This is a genomic window from Streptomyces sp. RPT161 (assembly GCF_027533845.1).
In the GTDB taxonomy this organism is placed as follows: Bacteria; Actinomycetota; Actinomycetes; order Streptomycetales; family Streptomycetaceae; genus Streptantibioticus_A; species Streptantibioticus_A silvisoli_A.
In genome coordinates, this window is record NZ_JAPZVN010000012.1 from 25,217 (window position 1) to 40,073 (window position 14,857).

The following is a 14,857-nucleotide window of genomic DNA, read 5'->3' on the forward strand; positions in this document are numbered from 1 at the left end:
ACGGAATCGACGTGCTCTTTCTCTATCTCGTCCTGCTGCTGTGCTGCACCGCGCTGCTGGTCGCCGGAGTCCTGGAGCAGAAGCGGCACTTCGCCTCGCTGGAGCAGATCCCGACACGGGTGCTGGTCAACGGCATCCGCGGCAAGAGCTCGATCACTCGGCTGTGCGCGGGCGCGCTGCGCGGCGGCGGTCTGGCCACCGTCGCCAAGACCACCGGTACGGCCGCCCGGTTCATCCACCCGGACGCCACCGAGGAGCCGGTCTACCGCAAGTTCGGGCTGTCCAACATCGTCGAGCAGATCGGCATCGTGCGGCGTGCGGCGGCGTACCGGCCGGACGCGCTGGTGATCGAGTGCATGGCGGTGATGCCCGCGTTGCAGGAGATCAACCAGGAGAAGCTGATCCGTTCCACCATCGGCGTGCTGTGCAACGTCCGAGAGGACCACCTTGAGGAGATGGGGCCGACCCTCGACGACGTCGCCCGCTCGCTCTCCCGCTCGATGCCGGTCGGCGGGGTCTGCGTCACCGCGGAGAAGGAGCGGCTGCACATCCTCAAGGAGGAGGCCGACAAGCGGAACTGCCGACTGGTCGCGGTCGATCCGGAGACGGTGACCGACGCCGAACTGCGCGGCTTCAGCTGGTTCACCTTCAAGGAGAACGTGGCGATCGCGCTCGCGGTGGCCGAACTCCTCGGTGTGGAACGGCAGACCGCCCTTCAGGGCATGTGGGACGCCCCGCCGGACCCGGGCGTGCTGTCGGTGGAGCGCTACGCCACGCCGGAGGGCAAGCGGCTGCGGTTCGCCAATGTCTTCGCCGCCAACGACCCCGAGTCCACGCTGATGAACGTCAAGCAGCTGGAGGATCTCGGCGCCATCCGGCGGCCGCTGAACGTGGTCATCAACTGCCGCCCGGACCGGGTGGAGCGCAACGGCCAGATGGGCGCGATCGTCTCCGACCTCGGCGCCGAGGTGGTCTTCCTGATCGGGCACCCGACCAAGAGCGCCCGCGACGCGATTCCCGCGGGCTTCACCGGCCGGGTGGTCGACCTCGGCGGCGACAGGCGCGACCCGGAGGAGCTGACCGCCGCGATCCTCGCCGAACTCGCCCCGAACTCCTCGCTGGTGGCGATCGGCAACATCCACGGCCAGGGCGAGCTGTTCCTGGAGTGCCTCGCCGAGCTGCCGCTCGACGACTCCGATGAGCCGCTCGCCGTCGCCCCCGACGGCCTGGACCAGGACACCGTGCAGATCGCGGTCTCCCGGCCGCCCGAGCCGGAGCCGTACAGCTGGGTGGCACCCCTGGAGACCCCGGCGTACGGCCTGCACGTCCCCGGACAGCGCGAGCTGGCCCGCCGGTTCGCCGCCCGCCACGGCCGCCCGGCCGAGGGGGGCGGCGAGACCGACCCGCACCAGTCCTACGATCCGTACCAGCCGACGAGGAACCCGTAAGTGATCCCCGCCAACCTCACCGCACAGACCGCCGCGCTCGGGATCGCCCTCGGGCTGGTCTTCTCGCTGGTCTGCTACCTGACCACCAACCTCTCGCCCGGCGGGATGATCACCCCGGGCTGGGTGGCCCTCACACTCGTCACCGACGTGCAGATGGCCGCGATGATGGTGGGCGTCGCGGCGCTGACCTTCTTCGCGACGAAGCTGCTGCAACGCAACGTGATCCTGTACGGCAAGCGGCTGTTCGCCGCCGTGGTGCTGTGCGCGGTGCTGATGCAGACCACGGTGATGCTCGCGCTCAACCACGAGTTCCCGCTGCTGTACACATCGCAGACGCTCGGCTTCATCGTGCCGGGTCTCATCTCCTACCAACTGGTCCGTCAGCCGCTGGCGCCCACTCTCATCTCCACGACGGCGGTGACGCTGGCCACCTACGTGGTGCTGGTCGCCGGACTGCTGCTCGGCGCCTTGCCGACCGGCTGACCCGCCCCCGCCCGCTCGCCCCCGTACCACCAGGAGGACGTGCCATGCACCACGACCCCGGACACCCCCCACGGCGCGTCAGCCGCCGTACGGTTCTCGGGGCCATCGCAGGCGTGGCGGCCGCTGGGGCGGCGGGCGGTTACGCCTGGGACCGCTTCGGCGGCGGCCACAGTGAGGCGAGCAGGGGCGCGCCGACCGCGGGCGGGGGCCCCGGCGCGCACTCCACCGGCGGCTACGGCTTCGAGCGGCTGTCCTCCCCGAACCGCACCGTGGTGCGGGCCGCCGACGGCGCCACGCTCGCCACCTTCACCGACGGCGCCCGTACCGCCGTGCTCACCGGCCCCTCCCGCCGGTTCACCGAGCCGCGGACCACCGCGGCCGCGGTGACCACCGACGCCTGGGTACGGGTGCTGCCCCACGAGTGGCGGCAGGACATGGAGAAGTCCTCCTGGTTCAAGGGCTGGTTCACCAAGGCGCTCGGCGACACCAGCCCCGACGTCTTCGCCGTGGCGTTCCAGTACAGCAGCGCCGGGGCCCCCGACAAGTACAACGCCTCCGGCGTGCGCTACGCGGGAACCGCGCACTTCGGCCCGCGCAACAACGCCGTCAGCAACCCGCTGGACTTCGCCTACCACGACGAGAAGTCAGACTTCTACGACTACCTGGGCATTCCCTGGACCTTTCCCGACGGCACACGGGTCGACCCGCGGAAGGCCCGCTACGGCGACATCGACTGCTCCGGCTTCCAACGCCTGGTGTGGGGCTACCGCATGGGCATTCCGCTGCACAACACCAACACCGCGGGCGCGGGCCTGCCTCGGCGCGCCTTCGCCATCGCCGCCTACGGCCCCGGCCGCCTGCTGATCCCCGACACCGGGCAGCAGCCCACCGACATCAGCGTCCTGCAACCCGGGGACCTGGTCTTCTTCGCCATCATCAAGTCCGATCCGAAGCTGATCGACCACTGCGGCATGTATCTGGGACTCGACGACCAGGGCCGCCACCGCTTCTACTCCAGCCGCTCCGCCGCCAACGGCCCGACCATGGGCGACATGTCCGGCCACGCGCTCCTGGACGGCACCGACTTCTACGCCCGCGGCTTCCGGACGGCCCGCCGACTGTGACGTCCCTTCATATCCGCAACCGCTGACCCGATACGTACCCCCGAGGGACCCGCCATGGCCACCATCCCCGCAGATCAGCCCACCGGCGCGCGCCGCCGCCACCGGGCGGCGCCCCGCCGCCACTGGTCGGCGGGGCGCCGCTCCGGTCGGCCGGAAGCCACCCTGCGCTGGGAGCGCCCGGCCCTCGCGGCGGTGCTCGCCCTCGCCACGGTGCTGTACGCGTGGGGCATCGGGCATGCCGCGATCCACCCCTTCTACAGCGCGGCGGTACGGTCGATGGCCACCAGCTGGCGCGCCTTCCTCTTCGGCGGGCTCGACCCCAGCGGTTCGATCACCATCGACAAGCTTCCCGGCGCCTTCTGGCCCGACGCCGTCGCCGTCTGGGTCTTCGGCCCGCACAGCTGGGCCGCCGCGCTCCCGCAGGTCATCGAGGGCGTGCTCACCGTCTACCTGCTCCACCGCATCGTGCGCGCCTGGGCGGGGCCGCTCGCCGCGCTGATCGCCGCACTGGCGCTCACCCTCACCCCGGTCACCGTGGTCCTCAACCGGGCCACGATCCCGGACACCGCGCTCACTCTGCTGCTGGTGGCGGCGGCCGGCGCGCTGCAGAAGGCCGTGCGCACCGGGCGGCTGCTGCCGTTGATCACCTGCGGGGTCTGGGTGGGACTCGCCTTCCAGACGAAGATGCTGCAGGCCTGGCTGGTGTTGCCGGTCTTCGCCGCGGTCTACCAACTCGCCGCGCCCGGCTCACCGTTGAAGCGGGCCGTGCGTGTCCTGCTGGGCGGCACGACGGCCCTGGCCGTCTCCTGCTTCTGGGTGCTGATCGCCTGGGCGACGCCCGCCGCCGCCCGCCCCTACCTCGACGGAACGTCCAACAACAATCCGTTCAGTCTCGTCTTCGGCTACAACGGCCTGAGCCGCTTCGGCAGCAATCCCACCGCGTTCGGAGCCGTCCCTGGCACCGCCGCCAGCCGCACCACCGGCAACACCGGCTGGGACATGCTCGTCAACCACACCATCGGCCCGCAGATCGCCTGGTTCCTGCCGCTCGCCGTGCTTTCCCTGGTGCTGGGCCTGATGTGGCGGGCGCGCCTGCCGCGCACCGACCTGCCCCGCGCGGGATTCGTGCTGTGGGGTGGCTGGCTGACAGTCCACGCCGTGGTGTTCAGCGCCTCCAACGGCAACCACGCCTACTACACCGCTGTCATCGCGCCGGCGCTCGCCGCGCTCGCCGGCGGCGGACTCGCCGTCTTCTGGACCGAGTTCGACAGCGGCGGCCCCCGGCGGGCGGCGCTGCCCGGCGCGATCGTGCTGACGGTGGTGTGGGCCCTGGTGGTCGACTGGCCGACCCGGTTCGTCTCCTGGCTGCTGCCGGTCGCCGTGATGCTCGCGCTCTGTAGCGCGTTGGGCCTGTGGACCAGGGGCCCGCGCACCACCCGGCGGCTGGTGCACGGTGCGCTGGCGTCCGGGGTGGCGGCCACGCTGGTCGTACCGGCCGGGTGGGCCGCCTCCAGCCTCGACCCGCGCTACGCGGGTGCCTCGACCTCGCCGGTGGCCGGTCCGGTCGGCACCGCCTACGCCGACCTTGTCCACCACCGCGCCAAGGTCAGCAGCATCGGTCTCGACCAGCCGTCCGCCCGCGACAGCGCGGTGCTCAGCTACCTCACAGCGCACCGCCACGGCGAGAAGTACCTGCTCGCCACACAGGCGGCGTACACCGCTGAGCCGCTGCTGCGCGCCACGGCCCAACCCATGCTCGTCATGGGCGGCTTCACCGGGCGCACCCCGTTCCCCACCGCCCAGCAGCTCGGCGATCTGGTCGCCGCGCACCAGCTCCGCTACGCGATGCTCACCACCCAGCGCCCCACCACCCCGGCCACCACCTGGGTCAAGAACCACTGCAGCCGGGTTCCTCCCTCCGCCTACGGCCGTACCACCAACGGCAGCTTCACCCTCTACGACTGCCAGCCCTGGGGGTGACCGGCGCCCCGGCTGCCACCGCACCGCGCAGACGGCGCCGCCCTCGGCGCTGGTGCCGCGTCACGAGGACGCGAGCGGGGTGAACCGCCGGAACGCCTTTTCCGTACAAGGTGGTTGGACCCGCGACATCGCAGTGGGTGGCGCAGGCGCCGCGTTACAGGGCTGACGAACATGTGTGGGCGGTGTGGCGGTACGGTGTGCGGCAGTCGATCGCCGGTCGCGCGATCGCGGACCACCAAGGGGGTTTCTCCATGCCACACCGCCGACCGCCCCGCCGCAGCAGGCTGCTCTCCAGAGCTGTCGGCACGGCGGGTGCGCTGGCCGTCGTCCTGGGCGCGGGGATAGCGCCCGCGTCGGCCGCCGCTAAAGCACCCGGCGCGCCCGCCACCGGATTCTCACCCGACGAGGACGTCCCCTGGGCGCCCACCAAGGATGAGGCACCGTTGCAGCACAAGTCCGTCCACCCGGCGACCACCCGCGGCCGCACGGACGGCGATGCGCTCCAGCTCAACCTCCCGGCGCCGACCGGGCGTTACTCGGTCGGGACGGTCAGCCTCCACCTCGTCGACACGTCCCGTACGGATCCGTACGTGCCCGGCAACGCGCGCGAACTGATGGTCTCCGTCTGGTACCCGGCCGCCTCCACCTCGGGGCACGCGCAGGCGCCGTGGATGCCGTCGGTCTCCGGAGCCAGCTTCCTCGCCTCGCGCGGCCTGTCTCCCGATGAGGTCTCCCTGCCCGAGACGGCTGGCCACGTACTCGCCCCGGTCGACACCAAGCTCGGCAAGCTGCCCGTCCTGCTCTACTCCACAGGGCTGCACTCCGACCGTGCGATGGGTACCGCCCTCGTCGAGGACCTCGCCAGTCGCGGGTACATCGTCGTCACCGTCGACCACACCCACGACGCGAACGAAGTCGAGTTCCCCGGCGGGCGACTTGAGACCGACGCCATGCCGTCCAACGCGCACTCCTCCCACACGGTCGCCGTGCGCGCGGCGGACATCCACTTCGTCATCAACCAGCTCGCCAAGATCGCCAAGGGTGGTAACCCCGACGTCGACCACGCCAAGCTCCCCTCGGGCCTGGCCAGCGCCGTCGACATGTCGCGCATCGGGATGTTCGGTTGGTCGCTGGGCGGCGCCGCGGTGCCGACCTCCATGCAACTCGACTCGCGCATCGCCGCAGGGGCCGACCTCGACGGCCAGTTCTTCGGCCCCGCGACCAGCGAGAACCTCAACCGGCCCTTCATGCTTTTCAGTTCGGGCACCCACAACCGCAACAACGACTCCTCGTGGCGCACGTTCTGGTCCCATCTGACCGGCTACCGGCTCGACATCCAACTCAAGGGCTCGGCCCACCTGTCGTTCAGCGACAACGAGGCGATGGTCCCCCAGGAGGCGGATCTCCTGGGGCTCTCCCAGTCCGACCTCCAGCAGCAGTTCGGCACCATCGACCCCAACCGCGCCATCGACGTCGAGCGCGTCTACCTCGCCGCGTTCTTCGACCAGCAGCTTCGCAACAAGCACAGCACTCTCCTCAACGGCCCCAACAAGCAGTACCCAGAAATCAACTTCGTCCGCTGACCGCCACACCGACTCCGGCCTCGTGATCCGGCCCGAGCACACGAAGGCCCAGGCCAGCCGGTTGATCACCGGCTGGCCTGGGCCTTCGTGTGCTCGGACCGGCCAGCGGCCGGCACCCAGCCACGACCGACTGGGGCGACTGGCGAAGGACGACTCACCGCGGATCACTCAGGAGGCCCGCCAGGGCCTTGAGCGCGCTTTGGACCTCGCCTTGTGGATGGATCTGTACTCCCCGACTGTCAGCCGCTCGTGACCTGGCCGAGGGCGGATGACGCGCAGGCGGCGACGGCAGTCAGCGAGACCCCGCGGTGGCGTCCCCGGCGATCCGGGGAGGGCGTTCAAGCCCGTTGCGGCGGCGGCGCACCTTTGTCTTCGGGCCGATGTGCACGGCATCGACGCCGAGCAGCCCCTCGAACGGCACATACGCCTCGCGCTGCCCGGGGGCCACCATCAGGTCGGTCTCGCGGATGTGGCTGAGCAGCAGTTCGGCGAGTGGCATGACCATGTGGCGGCCCCAGCAGCGTTCGGAGGCGTGGCCGAAGGGCATGTAGCCGGGGGTGTCGTCGGGGTCGAGCGCATCCCAGCGTTCCGGGCGGAACTCGTGCGGGTGGTCCCACAGGGCGGGGTCGCGGTGGGTGAGCAGCGGCAGCATCAGCACATCGTCCGCGGCGCCGATGCGCGGGTCGATGGCCGGGTACTCGGGGGAAGCGTCGCGGAGCATGTTCCACGACGGCGGCAAGAGCCGCATCGCCTCCCAGATGATGTTCCGCGTGGGAACGCCGTCGTCGAACGGGGCGCCGAGCCACAGGGCGTTGGCGACGAGAGTGGAGACGGTGAAGCAGACCGGGGCGGCCAGACGCCGGTAGATGCCCATCGCCCAGCGGCGGTCCTGATACCCCTCGGCTTCGGCGAAGAGGTTCCCGGTGTGCGTCAGTTGCGGCCCCGGTGTCGGCCGCCCGGGCAGGGCGGCGCCGGCGACGATGGTGATCCAGGTCAGCTTGGGCGTCAGCTCCAGCGTGCGGGACATGAGGATCTTCAGGCGGTAGGGGTCGTCCCGCAGGACGAGGTCCCGCAGGAACATGTGCCCGGTGATCGGCCATGGCCCCGACAGATCCGTTGTCTTCGGCAGCGGGTCGGGCTGCTCCAGTGCGGTGCGCACATCCTTGCCGATGGTGCGAATGCCCGCCGACGCCTCTGCCTTCGAGATCGACCGGCCGTGCAGCGGCTTGAAAGTGGGCCGCTCCGTCTCGGTCGCCTTCCTCCCCGCGAGGATCTTGTCGGACAGTTCGGCCCCGGCGATGCCGATGGTGTCCGGTTCCAGGCGGATGAGGTCCTTGCCCAGGTGGTCATCGAGCAGAGCTCGAAGACGCGGATGGAAGACCGTGGTCCGGCGCACGGCAGGGTGGGGTGTGGAAGCAGGCAACAGGACGCTCCGTGGCGTGGATGCGGACCAGGGCCCGCAACCGGCGGAACCCAGCAGCTCGGGGAACGAGGAGCCGGTGCCGGTGTGCGGGCCCGGTGCTGGAATCGCTGGCGGTTTAGTACCAGTGGTACCAGGCGACGCGCTTGAAGCTGCGCGCGCCGAAGATCGCCTCGCGGATCTTCTTGGCCATGGTGTCCCCCCTCCCTCGACGTCGCACATCACATGGGCGGTGGGACACGCCAGTTTCACGTCCCCCGAGGTGGGAGACCTGTCGGTCCAACCGATGAGACGCAGTGAACTGGCGTGCGTCAGGAGATGTCAACGGGTCTGACGAGGGCAAGTAGGCAGTTTGATGCTCAAGTTGACTGTGAGTTGTGCATCAGGCACTCATGTGTGACGCAAGGTTAGGCACTGTGCGACACCAGATGAGCAGCAGGTGAACAAAGCGCCACCCGTCACGACCGGCGGCGGCTGAGAACTGCCAACAAGGCCTTGCCGAACCGGCGTTGGCCGTTGAGGGTTTCGGCCAGTAGGCCGCACCGGCTCCGGCGCGCTACGGCGCGCTAGGCGCAGGACGGGCACAACCCCCGGTAGGTGACCACGACTTCCGACACCGTGAAGCCGAACCGTTCCCCGGCGGGGAGGTCGGCCAGCGGATCGCCGGTCGGGTGGACGTCGCGGATGGTGCCGCAGTTGGAGCACACGAGGTGCTGGTGCGGGCGGTGCGCGTTGGGGTCGTAACGCTTCGCGCGGCCGTCGGTGGAGACCTCCACGACCTCCCCGAGGGACACCAGCTCGCCCAAGGTGTTGTAGACGGTCGCCCGGGAGATCTCGGGCAGCCGCTCGGCCGCGCGGGTGTGCACCTCGTCGGCCGTGAGGTGCACGTGCTCGCCGTCGAGGACCTCCGCAACGGCACGCCGCTGGGAGGTCATCCGCCAGCCGCGTCCTCGCAGTCGCTCCAGCAGGTCACTCATATCGGTTCACCTATCAGGTTCGGTGGGTGCCCGAAGTTCACCGGGATCCGATTGGGTACGGGTTTCGCATGCTTCTTGACTTGGACTCTGTCCATCGTAGGATCGCTTCCGGTGATAACCAAGGGACAGGAAGACTCCAGTACGGCAGGAGACAGAGACTTGACGGGACCCCCGCCGAGGAACTGCGCGGTGCCAGCCTGCGGGTGACGGCCGCCCGCGTCGCGCTGCCCGACGACCGCCCGGGACGGAGACCACCTCCGTGTCGAGGCGATCGTCTCCAGGGCGCGCGATCGCATGGGCCATGTCTGCCTGTACCCCGACTGTTCCACCGCCCGCAGTTCCGGAACACCGTGATCCGCCTAGTCCGGAAGGATTCCCATGTCTGAGAACCATGAGGCAATCGTCGTAGACGCGAAGACGGAGGGCGGAGGTGGCTGCCCGGTCGCGCACGGGCGTGCCCCGCACCCGACTCAGGGCGGCGGAAACCGCCAGTGGTGGCCGGACCGGCTCAACCTGAAGATCCTCGCCAAGAACCCCGCGGTGGCCAACCCGTTCGGCGAGGAGTTCGACTACGCCGAGGCGTTCAAGACCCTCGACCTCCCGACCGTGAAGCGGGACATCGCCGAGGCGCTGACCACCTCACAGGACTGGTGGCCCGCCGACTTCGGCCACTACGGCCCGTTCATCATCCGGATGGCGTGGCACAGCGCGGGCACCTACCGGATCAGCGACGGCCGTGGCGGTGCCGGGGCCGGACAGCAGCGGTTCGCCCCCCTCAACAGCTGGCCCGACAACGCGAACCTCGACAAGGCCCGCCGCCTGCTGTGGCCGGTCAAGAAGAAGTACGGCCGGAACCTCTCGTGGGCCGACCTCATGGTCCTCGCCGGCAACGTCGCCCTGGAGTCGATGGGTTTCAAGACCTTCGGCTTCGGCGGCGGCCGTGAGGACGTGTGGGAGCCCGAGGAGGACGTCTACTGGGGGCCGGAGTCCACCTGGCTCGGCGACGAGCGGTACACCGGCGACCGCGAGTTGGAGAACCCCCTCGGCGCGGTCCAGATGGGACTGATCTACGTCAACCCGGAGGGCCCGAACGGCAATCCGGACCCGCTCGCCGCGGCCCGCGACATCCGTGAGACGTTCCGCCGGATGGCGATGAACGACGAGGAGACGGTCGCCCTCGTCGCGGGCGGTCACACCTTCGGCAAGACCCACGGTGCGGGCCCGGCGGACAACGTCGGCCCCGACCCCGAGGCCGCCCCGCTCGAGCAGCAGGGCTTCGGCTGGCGGAACTCCTTCGGCACCGGCAAGGGCGGTGACGCGATCACCAGCGGCCTCGAGGGTACGTGGACGAACACCCCGACGGCGTGGGACAACAGCTTCTTCGAGATCCTCTTCGGCTACGAGTGGGAGCTGTTCAAGAGCCCCGCCGGTGCGCACCAGTGGCGGCCGAAGGACGGCGCCGGGGCGGGCACCGTGCCCGACGCCCACGACCCGTCGAAGAGCCACGCCCCGACGATGCTGACCACCGACCTCGCGCTGCGAGTGGACCCGGTCTACGAGCCGATCTCGCGGCGCTTCCTGGAGAACCCCCAGGAGTTCGCGGACGCCTTCGCCCGTGCCTGGTTCAAGCTGACCCACCGTGACATGGGCCCGGTCGTGCGCTACCTCGGGCCGGAGGTTCCGACCGAGATGCTGCTGTGGCAGGACCCGATCCCCGCGGTGACGCACGAGCTCGTCGACGCCGGGGACGTCGCCATCCTGAAGGAGCAGATCCTCGCCTCGGGCCTGTCGGTGTCCCAACTCGTCTCCACCGCCTGGGCGTCGGCCTCGTCCTTCCGGGGCAGCGACAAGCGCGGCGGCGCCAACGGTGCGCGCATCCGCCTTGAACCGCAGCGCGGTTGGGAGGTCAACGACCCCGACCAGCTGGCGTCGGTGCTGCGCACCCTTGAGGGGATCCAGCAGTCCTTCAACGCCGCCCAGAGCGGCGGCAAGCAGATCTCGCTCGCCGACCTGATCGTGCTCGCGGGCGGCGCGGCCGTCGAGAAGGCCGCCAGGGACGCCGGCTTCGCCGTCGAGGTGCCCTTCACGCCCGGCCGCGCGGACGCGTCGCAGGAGCAGACCGACGTCGAGTCGTTCGCCGCGCTTGAGCCGACCGCCGACGGGTTCCGCAACTACCTCGGCAAGGGCAACCGCCTGCCGGCCGAGTACCTGCTGCTGGACCGGGCGAACCTGCTGACCCTGAGCGCCCCCGAGTTGACGGTCCTCGTCGGTGGCCTTCGTGTCCTGGGCGCCAACCACCAGCAGTCGCCGCTCGGCGTCTTCACCACGACCCCCGGTGCTTTGACCAACGACTTCTTCGTCAACCTGCTCGACATGGGGACGACGTGGAAGGCGACGTCCGAGGACGCGAACACCTTCGAGGGTCGCGACACCGCCACCGGCGAGGTCAAGTGGACCGGCAGCCGCGCCGACCTGGTGTTCGGGTCCAACTCCGAGCTGCGCGCGCTGGCGGAGGTCTACGCGAGTGATGACGCGAAGGAGAAGTTCGTGCACGACTTCGTCGCTGCGTGGGACAAGGTGATGAACCTCGACCGGTTCGACCTCGTCTGATGACGACGTCCAGGTCGGCCCGCACGGGCCGACCTGGACGTCCGGCAAGCCCGCCGTCCGCCATCAGGCGCCCCTGACCTGGTTCCCTTGGCTCAGCCGAGGGTCGTGAGCAGGGTGTCGAGGCGCTCGTACCCCTCGGTGACACCCTGGCCCATGCCGCTGGCCAGGATCGCGTCACGGGCGGCGAGGGAGTCGACCACCGACAGGATGGTGACGCGAGTGCGGTCGTCGCCGAGATCCTCGAATGCGGCGGTGTCCAGGCTGACACCGTCGGGCACACCCTCGAAGGTGAAGGTCTGCACGAGCCTTTCGTGGGGGCGCACCTCGTGGAAGGAGCCGTAGAAGGCGGCGACTTCCTGGCCCTCCCGGATCGCGCGGTAGCGATAACTGCCGCCGGTCCGCATGTCCCAGCTGTCGATCTTCGTGGTGACGCTCTTGGGGCCGAGCCACTGCGCCACGAGGTCCGGATCCGTCCATGCGCGGAAGACCTTGGCGGGGGGCGCGGCGAACTCGCGGGTGATGCGGATGGTGGGGAGCTGGGGGTCGGCCTCGACGCGGGTCTCGTGAGCGGGTCGGCTCGTCATGATGCTTCCTCCTCTTCCTCGTCAAGTGACGCCAGGACGGCGTCCAGGCGCTGGAAGCGCTCCTCGGCGCGGCGCCGATAGCGATCAATCCAGGCGGTCATGAGGTCGAGCACCTCGGCTTCGAGGTGGCACGGGCGGCGCTGGGCATCGCGGCTGCGGCTGATCAGCCCGGCGTCCTCCAGCACCTTCAGGTGCTTGGACACCGCCTGGAGCGAGACGTCGAACGGTTCGGCCAGCTGTCCCGGAGTGGCGTCACCGAGCGAGAGCCGGGCGATGATGTCCCGCCTGGTCGGATCCGCGAGCGCGGTGAACGCTCGGGAGAGCCGTTCGTCCGTCACTGGGTGCCTCCGGATGCCTCGTTCTCAACCGACTGGTTGAGAACAAAGCTACACCTCCGGTCCGCGTAAGTACGAGCCCTCTTGCCTGTTCCGCCGTGGCGGATGTCACCCGGTGGTGGCCAGTCGCTCGCGCCACCAGGCGACCGTCGCCCTGATCTGCTCGTCGACGGGGGTGGCCCGTACCGCGAATGCGGCTTCGTAAGCGCTGGAGTCGGCTATGAACGGGCGGTCGAACTGGTAACGGATCTCCTTCAGTTCACGGATCAGCGGGGAGAAGACCGACACGACGCCCAGCGCGGCTGGCGACAGCCTGCGCACCGCGACCGGCCCCGTTCCCGCCTCGGCGGCAAGGCGGTCGACCATCTCCCGGGTGGACAGCGCGGGCTGCGTCGGCACGTGCCAGGCCCGTCCCCAGGCCCGTTCCTCACAAGCCACCTCGGCCAGGGCCCTGGCCACGTCGGGGAGATAGCTCCAGCTGTGCGGGGCCTGCGGATCGCCGAGCGCGGAGACCGGCTTGCCGCGCAGCAGTCGTGGCATGACCCGTGCGGCCAGATGCCCGCCGTCGGTCACGCCGGGCCCGAAGAAGTCCGAGGCCCGCACCTCGACCGCCCTGATACGGCCCTGCTCGTGCAGTTCGCGCGTCTGCTCCCAAACGGTGGCGCGCGCCCGCCCCTTGGGGCCGGTCGCCGCCAGCGGCAGTTCCTCGGTCATGGGGCCGTCCACCGGACCGTAGCCGTAGAGATTGCCCAGCATGACCAGGACGGCACCCGTCGCCTCGGCCGCCGCGCGGACCGACGAGGCCAGTGGCGGCCATGCGCTCGCCCAGCGATGGTAGGGCGGTGCGGCACAGCAGTAGATGGCGTCCGCGCCCCGCGCCGCCTCGATCAGTCGGGTGCTGTCCGTCGCGTCCGACGCGATGTGCTCGATGCCGGGCTCCGCGCTTCGGCCCGACTTGGTGACGACCCTTACCGAATGGCCCTTCTCGGCAAGAAGTCGAGCAGTGGCCGCCCCGGCGGGCCCGAACCCCAAAACCACATGAAGACTCACGCCCGCACACTAGCGCGACCGTGGGTGGTGTCGCCCTCGCGCCGGTGAGCCAGGGGATTGCCACGCTGAGGCCGCCGCGGTGCCACCCCCGGCCGAGTCCGGTCGTGGGAGGGCCCGGCCCCGGCGCGGGTCCCGTCGCCGGACGGGTAGTAGCCTCGAAGGCGCCCGCCACGCCGTCGTGAAGAGGACCCACGTTGTCGAAGCACCGGATTCCCGTTGTCATCCTCGCGGGGTTCCTGGGGTCGGGTAAGACCACGTTGCTCAACCACCTCCTGCGGAACCGGGCCGGGGTGCGCATCGGAGTGGTCGTCAATGACTTCGGCAGCATCAACGTGGACGCCCTCAGCGTGGCCGGTCAGGTCGATTCGATGATCTCGCTGGGGAACGGCTGTCTGTGCTGCGCGGTCGACACCAGCGACATGGACGAGATGCTCCACCGGCTCACCCGGCCGAGCGCCGGCATCGACGTCATCGTCATCGAGGCGAGCGGACTCGCCGAACCCCAGGAGGTGATCCGCATGGTCCTGGCCAGCGACAACCAGCGGATCGCCTACGGGGGCCTGGTGGAGGTGGTCGACGGTGTGGAGTTCGAAGAGACCCGCACCCGGCATCCACATATCGAACTCCACCTGAAGTGCGCTGACTTGATCGTGCTCAACAAGAGCGACCGCCTCAGCGAGTCGCGGCGCGAAGAACTGCTGGCTGCCGTGTCCCGGATCACCCCGCGGACTCCGGTCGTAGCGACGGCACACGGACGAATCGACCCGGAGCTGCTGTTCGACCGGAGAGGGAAGGCATCACGGGAGCCGGCGGTGAGGCAGTTGTCCTTCGACGACCTGCGCACCGACGATCACGACCACACCCATGACCACGCCGACGGTTGCGATCACCTGCATTCCGCCTATGAGACGGTCAGCTTCGTCTCCGAGCGGCCGATGAACCCGCGCAAGATGATGGACTTCCTGGACGGCGGTCCCACGGGGATCTACCGCATCAAGGGCTTCGTCGACTTCGGTGAAACCGGAGCCAGGCAGAAGTACGCCCTGCACACCGTCGGCAAGTACCTGCGTTTCCGCCTGGGGCGCTGGGGCGAGGGCGAGCCGCGCAGCACCCGGCTCGTCTTCATCGGCGCCGGTCTGAACGCGCGCTCCCTCACCGAGGAACTCAACCGCTGTGTCGAGACCGGTGAGCCGTCCACCACGGACGAGCTGCGGATGATGCCGGTGCTGCGGTACGTCGAGACCTGACGACCTGTCGAGATGG

12 protein-coding genes and 1 pseudogene are annotated in these 14,857 nt (G+C 69.9%); 8 read left to right on the top strand and 5 right to left on the bottom strand.

From position 1 onward, the window contains the following. Nucleotides 1-11: 11 nt before the first annotated feature. From pgsB to O5O46_RS22680, 5 genes are all read left to right on the top strand, one after another. Nucleotides 12-1,448 (top strand): poly-gamma-glutamate synthase PgsB, encoded by a 1,437-nt coding sequence (gene pgsB, locus O5O46_RS22660; RefSeq protein ID WP_269857377.1) that lies wholly within the window; start codon nucleotides 12-14, stop codon nucleotides 1,446-1,448. Beyond that, nucleotides 1,449-1,931, top strand: a complete 483-nt coding sequence (locus O5O46_RS22665) for a poly-gamma-glutamate biosynthesis protein PgsC/CapC (protein ID WP_269857378.1) — start codon at nucleotides 1,449-1,451, stop codon at nucleotides 1,929-1,931. 44 nt (nucleotides 1,932-1,975) lie between these two features. Beyond that, the gene (locus tag O5O46_RS22670; RefSeq protein WP_269857379.1) at nucleotides 1,976-3,055 is read left to right on the top strand and encodes an NlpC/P60 family protein; all 1,080 of its coding nucleotides are present in this window, start codon (nucleotides 1,976-1,978) and stop codon (nucleotides 3,053-3,055) included. Between the two features lie 54 nt (nucleotides 3,056-3,109). Next, complete coding sequence (locus O5O46_RS22675) at nucleotides 3,110-5,035, top strand: ArnT family glycosyltransferase (protein ID WP_269857380.1); 1,926 nt, start codon at nucleotides 3,110-3,112, stop codon at nucleotides 5,033-5,035. Nucleotides 5,036-5,286: 251 nt separating this feature from the next. Then, entirely contained in the window at nucleotides 5,287-6,618 is a 1,332-nt protein-coding gene (locus tag O5O46_RS22680; RefSeq protein WP_269857381.1) for an alpha/beta hydrolase family protein, read from the top strand. 292 nt (nucleotides 6,619-6,910) lie between these two features. On the opposite strand, the gene O5O46_RS22685 is transcribed toward O5O46_RS22680, so the two are convergent. Beyond that, entirely contained in the window at nucleotides 6,911-8,041 is a 1,131-nt protein-coding gene (locus O5O46_RS22685) for a cytochrome P450 (protein WP_269857382.1), read from the bottom strand. 563 nt (nucleotides 8,042-8,604) lie between these two features. Next, nucleotides 8,605-9,015: a Fur family transcriptional regulator gene (locus O5O46_RS22690; protein WP_269857383.1), complete on the bottom strand. Its 411-nt coding sequence runs from the start codon at nucleotides 9,013-9,015 to the stop codon at nucleotides 8,605-8,607. 182 nt (nucleotides 9,016-9,197) lie between these two features. On the opposite strand from O5O46_RS22690, the pseudogene O5O46_RS35635 reads away from it, so the two are divergent. Next, a pseudogene (locus O5O46_RS35635) lies at nucleotides 9,198-9,327 on the top strand (transcriptional repressor); the annotation flags it as partial. Between the two features lie 66 nt (nucleotides 9,328-9,393). Then, nucleotides 9,394-11,625: a catalase/peroxidase HPI gene (katG, locus tag O5O46_RS22695; protein ID WP_269857384.1), complete on the top strand. Its 2,232-nt coding sequence runs from the start codon at nucleotides 9,394-9,396 to the stop codon at nucleotides 11,623-11,625. A gap of 92 nt (nucleotides 11,626-11,717) precedes the next feature. Here katG and O5O46_RS22700 read toward each other — a convergent pair whose 3' ends face one another. The 3 genes from O5O46_RS22700 to O5O46_RS22710 all read right to left on the bottom strand — a co-directional run bounded on the left by O5O46_RS22700 (nucleotide 11,718) and on the right by O5O46_RS22710 (nucleotide 13,594). Continuing rightward, the gene (locus tag O5O46_RS22700; RefSeq protein WP_269857385.1) at nucleotides 11,718-12,209 is read right to left on the bottom strand and encodes an SRPBCC family protein; all 492 of its coding nucleotides are present in this window, start codon (nucleotides 12,207-12,209) and stop codon (nucleotides 11,718-11,720) included. Then, nucleotides 12,206-12,547 carry an ArsR/SmtB family transcription factor gene (locus tag O5O46_RS22705; RefSeq protein WP_269857386.1) on the bottom strand — a complete coding sequence of 114 codons (342 nt, stop codon included), beginning with the start codon at nucleotides 12,545-12,547 and terminating at the stop codon, nucleotides 12,206-12,208. The genes O5O46_RS22700 and O5O46_RS22705 overlap by 4 nt, the downstream gene beginning before the upstream one ends. A 105-nt stretch (nucleotides 12,548-12,652) precedes the next feature. Further along, nucleotides 12,653-13,594, bottom strand: a complete 942-nt coding sequence (locus O5O46_RS22710) for an NAD-dependent epimerase/dehydratase family protein (protein WP_269857387.1) — start codon at nucleotides 13,592-13,594, stop codon at nucleotides 12,653-12,655. Between the two features lie 194 nt (nucleotides 13,595-13,788). Here O5O46_RS22710 and O5O46_RS22715 point away from each other — a divergent pair, with 194 nt between their 5' ends. Continuing rightward, nucleotides 13,789-14,841, top strand: coding sequence for a CobW family GTP-binding protein (locus O5O46_RS22715; protein ID WP_269857388.1), 1,053 nt, complete (start codon nucleotides 13,789-13,791; stop codon nucleotides 14,839-14,841). The last annotated feature ends 16 nt before the right edge of the window (nucleotides 14,842-14,857 follow it).

What these genes read in the sequence shown, in the direction of transcription:
- O5O46_RS22670 (WP_269857379.1), top strand. Translation starts at nt 1,976, where the DNA reads ATGCACCACGACCCCGGACACCCCCCACGGCGCGTCAGCCGCCGTACG.
- O5O46_RS22675 (WP_269857380.1), top strand. Translation starts at nt 3,110, where the DNA reads ATGGCCACCATCCCCGCAGATCAGCCCACCGGCGCGCGCCGCCGCCAC.
- O5O46_RS22680 (WP_269857381.1), top strand. Translation starts at nt 5,287, where the DNA reads ATGCCACACCGCCGACCGCCCCGCCGCAGCAGGCTGCTCTCCAGAGCT.
- O5O46_RS22690 (WP_269857383.1), bottom strand. Translation starts at nt 9,015, where the DNA reads ATGAGTGACCTGCTGGAGCGACTGCGAGGACGCGGCTGGCGGATGACC.
- katG (WP_269857384.1), top strand. Translation starts at nt 9,394, where the DNA reads ATGTCTGAGAACCATGAGGCAATCGTCGTAGACGCGAAGACGGAGGGC.
- O5O46_RS22700 (WP_269857385.1), bottom strand. Translation starts at nt 12,209, where the DNA reads ATGACGAGCCGACCCGCTCACGAGACCCGCGTCGAGGCCGACCCCCAG.